Origin of the sequence: Vibrio plantisponsor, assembly GCF_013041605.1 — a bacterium.
Classification (GTDB): domain Bacteria; phylum Pseudomonadota; class Gammaproteobacteria; order Enterobacterales; family Vibrionaceae; genus Vibrio; species Vibrio plantisponsor.
The window spans coordinates 516,302-529,122 of sequence record NZ_JABEQC010000001.1; the positions used below are offsets into that span (position 1 = coordinate 516,302).

11 protein-coding genes and 1 pseudogene are annotated in these 12,821 nt (G+C 44.5%); 10 read left to right on the top strand and 2 right to left on the bottom strand.

Annotated features, from left to right (window positions below):
- Positions 1–104: 104 nt before the first annotated feature.
- A complete protein-coding gene (locus HKI82_RS02420; RefSeq protein ID WP_102939765.1) occupies positions 105–374 on the bottom strand; it encodes an Lpp/OprI family alanine-zipper lipoprotein in 270 nt (89 codons plus the stop codon).
- Positions 375–702: 328 nt separating this feature from the next.
- Here HKI82_RS02420 and HKI82_RS02425 point away from each other — a divergent pair, with 328 nt between their 5' ends.
- From HKI82_RS02425 to HKI82_RS02460, 8 genes are all read left to right on the top strand, one after another.
- Positions 703–2,046: a DEAD/DEAH box helicase gene (locus HKI82_RS02425; protein WP_171137211.1), complete on the top strand. Its 1,344-nt coding sequence runs from the start codon at positions 703–705 to the stop codon at positions 2,044–2,046.
- A 207-nt stretch (positions 2,047–2,253) separates the two neighbouring features.
- Positions 2,254–2,925 (top strand): thermostable hemolysin, encoded by a 672-nt coding sequence (locus HKI82_RS02430; protein WP_171137084.1) that lies wholly within the window; start codon positions 2,254–2,256, stop codon positions 2,923–2,925.
- A 2-nt stretch (positions 2,926–2,927) separates the two neighbouring features.
- On the top strand, positions 2,928–4,415 hold the full coding sequence (locus HKI82_RS02435; RefSeq protein WP_206361795.1) for an AMP-binding protein: 1,488 nt from the start codon (positions 2,928–2,930) through the stop codon (positions 4,413–4,415).
- Between the two features lie 49 nt (positions 4,416–4,464).
- Entirely contained in the window at positions 4,465–5,148 is a 684-nt protein-coding gene (locus HKI82_RS02440; protein ID WP_171137086.1) for an iron-containing redox enzyme family protein, read from the top strand.
- A 9-nt stretch (positions 5,149–5,157) separates the two neighbouring features.
- Complete coding sequence (locus HKI82_RS02445) at positions 5,158–5,967, top strand: SDR family oxidoreductase (RefSeq protein WP_171137087.1); 810 nt, start codon at positions 5,158–5,160, stop codon at positions 5,965–5,967.
- Positions 5,968–5,981: 14 nt separating this feature from the next.
- A complete protein-coding gene (locus HKI82_RS02450; protein WP_171137088.1) occupies positions 5,982–6,617 on the top strand; it encodes a tetratricopeptide repeat protein in 636 nt (211 codons plus the stop codon).
- A gap of 2 nt (positions 6,618–6,619) precedes the next feature.
- The gene (locus tag HKI82_RS02455) at positions 6,620–7,276 is read left to right on the top strand and encodes a response regulator (RefSeq protein ID WP_102939759.1); all 657 of its coding nucleotides are present in this window, start codon (positions 6,620–6,622) and stop codon (positions 7,274–7,276) included.
- The gene (locus tag HKI82_RS02460; RefSeq protein ID WP_171137089.1) at positions 7,266–8,681 is read left to right on the top strand and encodes an ATP-binding protein; all 1,416 of its coding nucleotides are present in this window, start codon (positions 7,266–7,268) and stop codon (positions 8,679–8,681) included. The genes HKI82_RS02455 and HKI82_RS02460 overlap by 11 nt, the downstream gene beginning before the upstream one ends.
- Positions 8,682–8,710: 29 nt before the next feature.
- Here the strand turns inward: HKI82_RS02460 and HKI82_RS02465 are convergent.
- Positions 8,711–10,297: pseudogene (locus HKI82_RS02465) on the bottom strand (AMP-binding protein); the annotation flags it as partial.
- Positions 10,298–10,944: 647 nt separating this feature from the next.
- Here HKI82_RS02465 and ectA point away from each other — a divergent pair.
- Both ectA and ectB read left to right on the top strand, forming a co-directional pair.
- On the top strand, positions 10,945–11,496 hold the full coding sequence (ectA, locus tag HKI82_RS02470) for a diaminobutyrate acetyltransferase (RefSeq protein WP_112404150.1): 552 nt from the start codon (positions 10,945–10,947) through the stop codon (positions 11,494–11,496).
- A gap of 59 nt (positions 11,497–11,555) precedes the next feature.
- Positions 11,556–12,821 (top strand): diaminobutyrate--2-oxoglutarate transaminase, encoded by a 1,266-nt coding sequence (gene ectB, locus HKI82_RS02475; protein WP_171137091.1) that lies wholly within the window; start codon positions 11,556–11,558, stop codon positions 12,819–12,821.

The following is a 12,821-nucleotide window of genomic DNA, read 5'->3' on the forward strand; positions in this document are numbered from 1 at the left end:
ACTGACGCTTGCGGCGAGCAATGACGAAAAAATTAAGCCTCCAAATTCCATAGGAGGAACTGGAGGCTTAAGAAACTCAATCTGCGTGCAGTTGGGTTGAAATCTTATTTAGTGTACGACTGAGCGATGTTGTCGATACGCTCATTTGCACGTGCAGCTTCTTCTTGAGCTGCCATTGCAGAATCAGATGCTGCGTTCGCTTTTGATGCTAAAGCAGAATGCTCACTCTTAAGTGCTGCAACTTCGTCGTTAAGCTGGCTAACTTGGCTGTTTAGCTCGTCCAATTTTGCTGTTGTTGCTTCGTCAGGACCTGATGCACAACCTGCTAGTAATAGTACAGAAGACGCTGCTGCCGCGATTAACATCTTGTTCATATGAACTCCTTGATTTTATGTAAATATCAAAACGTCCTATACATTCTTTTCCATATAGTGACGAGTTATAGTGTAGACACTATTTTACGCTTCGCCTAATTAGTAAAAGTCAAAATAACCCAAAATAATGTCAATGAATCAAATGATTGTGTGAATTCTTACTGCTAAGAATTACTTTAGCACCATTTCTGACTGTAGTGCATATACTATTTAAGGGTGATGAAGAGAATATTTTCTGTGATCTCTATCTATTAGCGTACTATTCGCGGTATCATACTGCGCTTTGATTTTGACCATTTAGCCACATGTGTTCGGCTACCCCACTGATTTGGAGAATCCTTTGCAGTTTAAAGATTTAGGCTTAGATAATCGCTTATTGAAAAACTTAGCACACTACGATTTCAAACAAGCGACCGAAATCCAGAAGATCGCTATTCCTGTTGCTATTGCAGGAAAAGATGTATTGGCGTCTTCGAAAACTGGTTCCGGTAAAACATTAGCCTTCTTACTTCCTACTCTGCATAAAGCTTTAAAAACAAAGGCTTTTTCAGCAAAAGATCCGCGCGCAGTGATTTTATTGCCAACGCGCGAATTGGCGAAGCAAGTGTATGGTGAACTGCGCGTTATGTTAGGCGGTTTGAGCTACACAGGTACGCTTATTACTGGTGGTGAAAACTTCAACGACCAAGTGAAAGCGCTGAACCGTTACCCACGTTTCATCGTTGCGACTCCTGGCCGTCTTGCGGATCACCTTGAACACCGCTCTTTGTTTTTAGATGGTGTAGATACACTGATTCTTGATGAAGCAGACCGTATGCTTGATCTGGGCTTCGCTCCTCAACTTCGTCACATTCATAAAGCGGCGAAACATCGTCGTCGTCAGACACTGATGTTCTCTGCAACATTGGATCACGCTGAAGTTAACGATATTGCCGCTGAGATGTTAAATGATCCACGTCGTATTTCAGTGGGTGTTTCAAACGAACAGCACAAAGACATTCGTCAGCGTTTCTACTTATGTGATCACCTAGACCACAAAGAAGCGTTACTCGACCGAGTGTTGAACGATTCCGAATATCGTCAGGTTATTATCTTCACCGCAACACGTGCAGATACTGAGCGTTTAACCGATAAGCTGAATGAGAAGAAACTGAAAGCGGTGGCTTTAAGCGGAAGCCTGAATCAGGCGCAGCGTAACACCATCATGAGCCAGTTTGAGCGTTCAGTGTTTAAGATTCTGGTGACTACTGATGTTGCATCTCGCGGTTTGGACATTGCCAACGTGACGCACGTTATCAACTTTGACATGCCAAAACACACCGAAGAATACGTTCACCGCGTGGGACGTACTGGCCGTGCTGGTAATAAAGGGGATGCAATCTCTTTCGTTGGTCCTAAAGACTGGGATAGCTTCAAACGTGTAGAAGCCTTCTTGCAGCAAGACATTCAGTTCGATGAGTTAGAAGGGTTAACCGGCAAGTTTAAGGGTCTTAAACCTAGACAGCCAGTGCGTAAAGCAAATGAACAATCGAACAAGAATGTGAAGTCGCAAGCGAAGAAAGTGGCTAAGAAGCCAGTGAAACGCGATAAGAGCTTCTACCAAAACGTTGCTGTGGGTGACAATGTCTTCATTCCTAAGAAGAAAGTTGCTCCTAAAGTAGACGAAGAATAATCCGTGAGATTATCAGTTAGATAAAAAATGCCGCTTAAACAGCGGCATTTTTGTTTGTGTCACACTCTGTTTTATCACTTTCGACATTCACAATGTCTCTATCTAAAAGCTGGTGAGATAAAAAAGTCCTATTCTTCATTTTCCTTAAGCTTCTCTTAAGTTTACTTATTTAAGCTCTCTCTATAGCTAGCAGAGAGGGCTTCTTGTATGGCAGATTTCTTTCCATCTCACCCATTTAAGCTTGAGATTATCGACCGCATTCATCCGCAACGTAGTGAGATTGAAAACTACATTGCTCAGCGTTATTCCTTGGCATTTGATGCACATTTAAATTCCTTTATGCCCACATTCATGGCTTTGATGGAGGGTGAGGAAATTCGTTCGCTATGCGGTTTCCGTGTTGCCAGCGACGAATCACTATTTCTTGAACAGTATCTAGATGAACCGGCAGATCAGCTTTTGAACAAAGTTTTTCATTGCTCTCTATCTGATCAATCCGCAAATCATCCAGTAGAAAACAGTACTCAACCACGTATCGAGCGCAGCAAGCTTATCGAATTCGGACAGCTTGCTTCATTTTCGAAAGGCTTTTCTACGCTTCATTTTCTTCTGATGACTCAAAAGCTGGTGGAGAGTGGTTATGAATGGTGCATTTTTACCGCCACTGATCCGCTGTATGCCATGATGTCGCGACTCGGTTTGGAAACCACAGTGCTAGCTGAGGCTGACCCTTCAAGAATTCCCGATGCGACCTACACATGGGGCAACTACTACCAACATCAACCGCGTATTGTTGCGGGTAACCTGAAACAGGGGCTCGCGCATCTAGAGGCTCTGTTTGCTGAAAAGGTGTGTCGTACACGTGGAGGTGCACTGTGAATATGATTATTGAATCTCTCATCCGACACTCCATTGATACACCAAACAAAATTGCATTTATTGGCGCTGATGAAGAGATCTCCTATCAAAACTTACTCGTCAGAGTACGTGATGTCGCTGAGTATTTGGTTGAGTATTCACCCAAGTGTATGGCTTTGCGTGCCGAAAATAGCCTCGACTGGGTTATCGCTGATCTTGCTGCGCTGTATGCCGAAATTCCTAATGTTCCAGTCCCGCTGTTTTTTACTCCTGAGCAGGTCGATCATATTTTGGTTGAATCCGGCGCGGATTTATTGGTTGGAGATTGGGATGCCTGGGTTGAGAACACAGCAGAGAATGCACATTCGCTGGATGCGAGATTGGTGGGACACGCCGGAAATCTGAGTATTTGGAAACGTTCAGTTGAGGACGAAAAGCCGCTGCTGACCCATACCGGAAAAATCACGTTTACCTCAGGTTCTACTGGTCACCCGAAAGGGGTCTGTTTGAGCCAGAATCAATTGTCAAAGGTCAGCCGTGCACTGGCTGATACTATCGCTACCGAAGTGAAATGTGAAAAGCATTTGGTGCTTTTACCGCTATCTACGCTGCTGGAAAATATTACAGGTATCTATGTCCCAATCATTATTGGGGCGACGTCTGTCGTGTTGAACGGTGAGGAAGTGGGGTTGAGTGGTTCCAGCAACTTCAATCCTTCTCAGTTTGCTTTGGCGCTGGCGAAGTATCTGCCTAACAGCTTAGTGCTGACCCCAGCTCTGTTGATGGCTTTGATAGAAGTCGTAAAAGCAATGCCGGTGTTAGCGAAAAATCTAGAGTTCGTTGCAGTCGGTGGTGCTCGCGTCTCACCACAGCTTTTAGACATGGCACACAGCTTAGGTATTCCTGCTTTTGAAGGATACGGTCTTTCTGAAAATGCATCTGTCGTCAGTCTCAATACTCCATCGGCTTATAAAGCTGGCACCAGTGGAAAACCACTGCCACATATTGATGTAAAAGTTTCCAATGATGGTGAAATTTACGTTACTGGCTGTGTTGCCTTGGGGTATATCGGTCAGCCTTTTGAGCAGGGCTGGTATGCCACGGGCGACTTAGGTCATCTCGATGAAGACGGTTTCCTTGTTATCAACGGTCGTAAAAAGAATCAAATCATTACTGCATTCGGCCGCAATATTTCACCAGAGTGGGTGGAATCTGAGGCTCAGGCATTTAGGGCGTTGTACGGCATGGTTCTGGTCGGTGACGGCGAAAAATCACTGAGTGCCATCTTAGAAAACCCAAATGTTGAACAAGTGACAGCGGCACTGAAGCAGCTCAATCAACGTCTGCCAGATTACGCTCGTATCCGGACTTTCATTACAGCTCAAGGGCTGAGTTCGATGGCGGGATTTTACACCAGCAATGGTCGCCCAATTCGATCCAAGTTTGAACAGTGGATGCTGAGTAAAACCGATGAAGATGACGGGCGAATCATTACGCCAATTAACGAATAAACGAAAGTCGCCAAATATTTTTGAAGAGAAGAATTACGGAGTAACTACCATGACTGCATTTTTTGAAACCCTGAAAAAAGAAACCCAAGTGGCTCAACAACAAATGTTACAAGCACCGATATTCGCCGCTTGCGCCCGTGGTGAAATTGAACTGGATACTTACGTAAACTTTCTTACTCAGGCGTTCCACCATGTAAAACACACCGTGCCTCTATTAATGGCTTGTGGTGGGCGCTTACCTGAAAAGTACGAGTGGCTACGTCAGGCAATCGGAGAATATATCGAGGAAGAAAAAGGCCATCACGAATGGATCTTAAATGACATCAAGGCATGTGGTGCGGATGCCGACGCAGTGCGAGCAAACTCGGGCAATGGTCGAGTGGGTTCTGCGATTGAGCTGATGGTGGCGTATCTATATAACCAAATCGACCGTGGCAACCCTATCGCTTTCTTCGGCATGGTGTGGGTATTGGAAGGCACCAGTGTGGGTGTCGGTGGTCAAGTCGCAGCTCTGGTCAAACAGACACTCAACCTGCCAGACAACGCAATGAGCTACTTAACGTCACATAGCGTACTGGACCAAGAGCATATCCAATTGTTTGAGAATTTGATGAACCAAATTACCGATGAGAAAGATCAACGAGCGATTATTGATTCATCCAATATGGTGTTCCAGCTATACGGTCAAATGCTGCAAGAGCTGACACCAGCTGCAATGCAAAATGCGGCTTAAGGAACAGTTATGGAACTGCAAGACAAACGTGTATTACTAACTGGTGCTTCAGGCGGGATTGGCAAAGAGATCGCGAAAGCGCTGGAAGCAAAAGGAGCAAAACTGCTTCTGGTTGCGCGTAATGGCAATAAGCTTGAAGCGCTGAAAAACAGCTTAGAGTTTCCTCACCAGCACGAAGTTGTGGCGGCGGACTTGTCTACAGATGAGGGGTTAGAAAAGGTGAAACAAACCTGTTTGAACCTGTCGCATAAAGAACAACGTATCGATGTGCTGATTAACAATGCTGGCAGCAATCAGTTCAGCTTTCTTGCGCAGAGAAGCAGCCCATCAATTGAACTTGAGATGCGTCTGAACCTACTAGTGCCAATGTTGTTGAGCCAATCTGCTCTCTCATGGATTAGTCGTCCGGGCATTATTCTGAATGTCGGCTCAACCTTTGGTTCCATCGGTTTTCCTGGCTACACCACTTATTGTGCGGCGAAGTCAGGGTTGCAGCGCTTTAGTGAAGCGTTGGACAGAGAATTAGACGGTTCAGGCATTCGTACGTTGTATCTTGCGCCACGAGCAACAGATACCACGTTAAACGACCGCTTTGTGAATCAAATGAACCAACAGCTTGGTAATAAAAGTGACTCACCAGAAGTGGTTGCTGGACATGTGGTCGATATTCTGGAAAAAGAGCAAGCGTCACGTTGGATCGGCTGGCCGGAAAAACTGTTTGCTCGTGTTAATCAGATCCTTCCGGGCGTTGTTTCTAAATCCATTCGCAAACAACAAGACATCATTCATCACTTTATTAACCAAGTCCATGGCAAGTAACTGAGGGACGAAATATGAAAGTTTTATTATCAACTTTAGCTGCTACTATCTGTTTTGCTTCCACGTCATCTGCCTTTGCTGCGGGTGCGGACCCGTTAGTCACGATTCAGAAAAAGTGGGCAGTCTGTCAGTATGAGTCGAAAGATACCGATAATCAGATTTACTGCTTAGAAAACTTAATCAAGCGAAACGAAGAAGCATTGAAGCAAGACCCAAACCGTCAAGAGTTAAAAGTGTGGCTGGCAATCAACAAGTCGTCGCTCGCAGGGGCTGATGGAGGTTTAGGGGCTCTTTCGTTGGTGAAAGAAGCGAAAGCACTTTTAGAACAAGTGATTGATAAAGCGCCGGAAACGTTAAATGGTTCAGCGTTTACCAGTTTAGGTTCGCTATACTACAAAGTGCCGGGGTGGCCAATCGGATTCGGTGATGATGAAATGGCTGAGAAAATGCTCCGCAAAGCATTAGAAATTAATCCGGATGGCATCGATCCAAACTATTTTTACGCGGACTTCCTAGCGCAGGATGGACGAAAAAAAGAAGCCATCCAGTATCTAACCAAAGCTCAAAAAGCGCCGCCTCGTGCTGATCGTCCTCTTGCCGATCAAGGGCGTCAGCAAGAAATAGCAAAATTATTAGGAGAACTTCAATAACCATGCGGTTACTTTTAGTTGAAGATGACACGTTACTCGGGCAATCCATGGTGACTTCACTCAGTCGCCATGGATATACCGTGGATTGGGTAGACAGAGGCGGTGGCGTTGAAGTTGCTATGAGAACCGAGCAATTCGCTGCCGTCATTTTGGATCTTACCTTGCCAGATATTGATGGGCTGGTTGTTTTGCGAAACCTGCGCCGAGCTGGCTATACCTTACCGGTGTTAATTCTTACCGCACGTGATGATATTGAAGACAGAGTAAAAGGATTAGATGGCGGAGCCGATGATTACTTGGTGAAGCCATTTGCCCTTGAAGAGTTGATGGCGCGGCTGCGGGTGCTCATTCGTCGTCAATCAGGATATTGTGATGAACGCATCGTTGTTGGACAACTTTCTCTCTCTTTAGCTGAACAAGCCGTTGATTATGATGGAAATAGGCTAAAGTTAACCAATAACGAATTTAAATTGCTCACCGCATTAATGACCCATGCGGGGAGAGTGCTCAGTAAAGACCAGCTACAACAGTCGTTGCACGGTTGGGATGAAGGGGCGAGTGACAATGCCATCGAAGTGCATATTCACAATTTGCGTAAAAAAGTTCCAAATAACCTGATTAAGAATATCCGTGGCGTGGGGTACATCATTGAAAAATAACGTAGAAGAAACTTTTTCTATTAAAAAGCGATTGACGATATCAGTGATCGCGCTTTCATCAGTTTTAATTCTGATTTGTTTGTATTTCAGCTTCTCTTATTCAAAACATGAAATTGAAGAGGTGTACGACGCTCGCCTTGGTCAGTCAGCCAAGATGCTGCTATTGAGTATGCCGATTTCAGAACAACCTATGCAGTCAGGTCAAACGCGTGATTTATTTGATAACTGGATGAAACGCATAGCTCTGCAAGCAAAAGGGGATGACAACCCGACACCATTTGGTCACCCTTATGAGCAACATATTCTGGTTCAGTTTTATATCGCGGGAGAACTCATCTGGAGCTCGATTCCGGAGATCGGCAACCTCAACCATGATCCTAAGTACGCAGGATTTGGCTATATGGATATTGAGAATGAACCGTGGCGATATTTCCAGCTGCCTTTACCAAAGGCGATGAATACTAAGCATGAGTACATTTTTGTCGCTGAGAAAGAGTCGATTCGTGATGAAATGATGTATGAACTGGCGTTGTCTGCTGCTGTGCCGCAATTTGTTTTAATTCCGAGTCTGGCACTACTGATGGTGCTTTTGATTGATAAACATTTTAAGCCAATCACTGAACTTAAGCGGGCGATTGCTCAACGCAGTGCGAATAAGCTAGACAGCATATATGTCGCAAACCCAACGGAGGAGTTGTCCCCTTTAGTTGCCGCCCTCAACACTTTGTTGAGCGAACTGGAGCAAGCTTGGCAAAGGGAAAAGCGCTTTACCCGCATGGCCGCACATGAGTTGAAAACGCCACTGACCATACTACGTCTGAACGCAGAAAACGCTTTGATGAGTCAAAATGAACAACAACTAAAGGCAGATTTAAACAATATTTTGCAAGGCATCGACAGAACTGACCGCATGATTCAGCAGCTTTTGACTCTGGCTAAAGTGGAAAGCATTCATGAAATGAAGTTCTTGGTTACTGATCTATCTAAGCTTTGTCAGTCAGTTATCGCAGAACGCGTCCCGCTTGCTCTTAAGCGTAAGCAGGAAGTGTCGTTTGAAGGTGACGAAATCCAAGTATTAGGTGACGAAGCGTTACTGAGAATGTTGCTAACGAACCTGCTCGATAACGCAATGCGTTACTCGGGGGAGGGTTCTCAGATCAACATAAGACTGGAAGACAAAGAAGAATCGGTGAATGTCTACGTCAGTGATACTGGGAAAAATATCTCTGCCGAAACGCGGGAAAAAATGTTCGATAACTTCTATCGTGCCAACACAGAAAAAGGCGACGGAGCAGGGCTTGGTATGTCGATTACCCGCGATATTGCCAGATTGCATGGAGGAAGCGTTGAGCTGCTTCCACGTGCGGAGAGCCGTAATACGTTTTTGGTTGTACTTCCTAAATAGTGTTCGTGATGTTGCGGCCGTTAAGATTTACGGCCGTAACATCGCATACCGCCATGGCTGGTCATTTCTGCTTGGCTGCCCTGATGCCAAGCGCCATCTTCACTGCCCCAAAATGCAAGATGATACTGTTCGCCATCATCATGCCAGAATCCGATCGGTTGATTGGGAAAACTGTTTCTGCAAATCAATTCGCCTTCAGCAAGAGAGACAGATTCTCCACTTTGGTCAATAACATCAATATCTAACCCCAAAGCCGCACCTTGGCATTCTCCGTTGTAGACAGGTGAGATAGGGTTGCCTAACACGAAGCTGCCAAGAATATCTGAGTCTGCGGACATGACTGACAAGTGCAAATCGGGTTTAACTTGATCGTATATATAATCGAATTGTTTGGCTTCGAGCATTTGCCCAGTTGAGCAGAGCGTTTTGAGAGAAGTTAAAGCGTAAAAATTGCCGGGTGAAAACTCTTTTTGCTCGAGAGTCCGTAAATAATCTGCCGGAGTCGCAAACAGAGTCACCTCTGCCTCCTGAATAAACTCCCATAATGCACTGGGCTGAGGATAAAGCGGATAGCCATCATAAATGACTAAGGTCGCTCCGCTTGCCAGTGCAGAGATATGCCAGTTCCACATCATAGAGTCACATTCTGTGTTGACCAGAACACGATCATCGGGCTGTGTATCGCACTGAAGCTGATGTTCTTTCAAGTGATTGAGAACGGTTCCTCCGACACTGTGAGCAGTGCATCTCGGTGGAGCATCGTCCCTTTCGGAAAACAGTACAAACAGAGGGTCGTTAAAACCAATACGTTCGTAAGTTAAACCGCGAGGAAGGTAACTGGAAAGCAGTGATTGCCAGTCGGAAAAGGTATCATTGAAATTCACGCTGTATTCGCGTTGCTGTAAGTATTCGATTTGGCAGGTGTTTTCTATACTTTCAATCGCTTGAACAATTTTAGAATTGCTCTCTTCCATCAGATGATTACTGCCGTTAAAGCTATAACCGTTACAGCAGAACAAGATTTTGGGTTGAATTTGCTCAAAGCGAGCGATGGTGTCATCAATATCATCTGAAGGGGAAGTTGACGCCCAGATAGCTCCTAAGCTGGTGGTCGCCAGCATCGCCACAACGGTTTCAGGCATATGAGGTAAGCAAGCCGCAACCACATCACCTTTTATCACCCCATTCTGTGTCAGCCATTGCTGAACAATCGATACCTGATCACTGAGCTGCTGCCATGTCAGCTTCTTGCTTTGTCCACTCTCATTTTTAAACCAGATAGCAACGCCTTCCGGCTTTTGGAAAGCATAGGACAGCAAGTTTTCTGCATAATTGAGTTGCGCTTGAGGAAACCAAATCGTATCACGCGCAGGAACAAATTTTTGCCAACGAGCAATGCCTTCACCGTAGATACAGTTACCGCAGAATCCAATCACATCACAGAACTGCCAGATCTCCAGCCAGAACTTCTTCTTATCCGCAACTGACCATTGGTGTAGCTGCTGATAGGTTTCAACCGCTTCACCCTGCATATTAATGTGTTGAATAAACTGCTGAAGATTCGATGTTTGAACTCGCTCTTCACTGGGTATCCACAATGGGGTTTCGTTAGACATAACTCTCTCAGCTATTCAATTTGCTCTGAATAGAGTTTTGACGCAGATCTAGACAAAGTCAAACAACAGCTCACTGATATTTAAGAAAAAAAAGAACGATGGCGTTAGATAGTTTGGCTTGTGTTGGCTAAGGAATGAAGTGGTTGGCCGATTTCAGTAGGGGATAGATAAAAAAAGAGCCAACCGTAATGACTACGATTGGCTGATATAACATGTGAACAAAATATATTCACTAACAACGTCAGTTGGCTAGGTGACCCTCGGCTTAATAAGGGTCGACTAATATAAAGCATATTGCATGCCAACTTATTTGGCATGATATTTGGCTAATAATTAACCTAAATGAGCGTTTTATGAAAGTTTTGCGAAATATTTTTGCATATTGCAAATGCATAATGCAAAAGTTTAGTCAATTTGCTAGTGATAATCTTGATATTAAAACGCTATTTCATTAAATCATCATATTTTTAATTATAGTTAGAATGCTAACTATTGTTTCGTTGTCTTATAAATTTAATTAAATCTAATAAATCATTTTAAAACAGCTAGTTATGGGTTTGTTCTGATCTCCTCTTAATATTTAGGGTTGAAATAATCTTTGGTCTTGTTAGTTTATAAAAGGAATTTGTTTAGAGTTCTAAATGATTATGTGGCGAACAATGATTACAGCAGCACCTTGGGTCGCATACCCAGAAATTATGCAAAATCTTCAGGAAGATTGGGTTTTTAGAATACCCACCGCAAGTGATGGCGCAAAAATACATGAGCTTATCTCTCAGTGTGCGCCGCTTGATGAAAACTCAGCTTATTGCAACTTTCTGCAATCAACGCACTTTCAAAGTACTTGTGTTGTCGCTGAGTGTGACGGTGAGATCGTTGGTTTCGTTTCAGCCTATCGCAAGCCGGATAACCCTAGTGAGTTATTCATTTGGCAAGTCGCTGTGCATGAAAGTGCGCGCGGTAAAGGTCTTGCTTTCCATATGCTGAAAGAGATTCTGACCAGAGATGATCTGCAAGACATCCAAGTGTTGGAAACGACGATTACTAAAGACAACCTCGGGTCATGGAGCCTGTTTAAGAAATTAGACAGAGTGCATGGAGAACGTGGTGAAGTATCCACTTTTCTCGATGAAACCCGTCATTTTGAAGGTAAACACGATACGGAATATTTGTATCGAATTCCTCTAAAGCAGCAGTAGCCAAAGGCTATCACTGCTATTCATTCAAGAATCAATAAAGAAGGTTAAAACGCTACGTTATGGATATCTTTAAGAAAAAAGAATCAAACGTTCAATCTTACGCAAAAAATTTCCCCGTTGTTTTCTCCACTGCTAAAGGCAGTTGGCTCTACACCAAAGATGGTGACGCTTACCTAGATTTCTTAGCGGGTGCCGGTTCACTGAACTATGGGCACAACAACGCCATTTTTAAGATGGCGCTGCTTGAGTACATCGATAAAGATGGCATTACCCATGGTTTAGACATGCACTCAGAAGCGAAAGCTGAATTCTTAAGTGCATTGCAAACTTATATTTTTGAGCCTCGCTCTTTGAACTACAAAGTACAGTTCACTGGCCCTACAGGTACCAATGCCGTAGAAGCGGCAATGAAGCTGGCGCGTAAAGTTACGGGCCGTAGCAATATTATTGCGTTCACCAATGGCTTCCACGGTTGTTCGTATGGTGCACTTGCCGCAACAGGTAACCAACACCATCGTGGTGGCGCTGGCATGGGGCTGTCGGGTGTGACTCGTCTACCTTATGAAGGTTATGCGGATATCGATGGCTTGGCCTTGTTCGAAACCATGTTGTGTGACAACTCATCTGGCTTAGATAAACCTGCGGCTGTTCTGGTTGAAACGGTTCAGGGTGAGGGTGGCTTGAATGCTGCGTCAAATGAGTGGTTACAACGTTTGGCGAAGATTTGTAAAGCACATGATGTGCTGTTGATCGTCGATGACATTCAGGCGGGTTGTGGTCGTACAGGCACCTTCTTTAGTTTTGAGCCTTCGGGCATCCAGCCAGATATTGTTACTTTATCGAAATCTATCGGTGGTTACGGTTTACCTATGGCGGTTGTGCTGTTTAAACCAGAACTAGACCAATGGAAACCAGGTGAACACAACGGCACATTCCGTGGTAATAACCATGCGTTTGTCACCGCTGCAAAAGCGTTAGAAACCTATTGGGCAGATGATGAATTTTCACAGCACATTCAGCAACGTGCTGAGCAGGTAACGCAAGCTATTCAGAAAGCGCTTCGTATGTATCCGACCATGTTTACTTGCTTGAAAGGTCGCGGTCTGATGCAGGGTATTGAGTGTCAGAGCGGTGAGATTTCAGACAAGATTGCCCGCGAATGTTTCCGCTTGGGTATGGTGATTGAAACCGCAGGTCCGGATGACGAAGTAGTGAAATTCTTCTGTCCTCTGACTATCAGTGAGTCTGAGCTTGAACAAGGCTTAACTATTTTTGCTCAAGCGGTTGAAAACATCGCATCTCAATACATTAAAAAAGCGTCATAA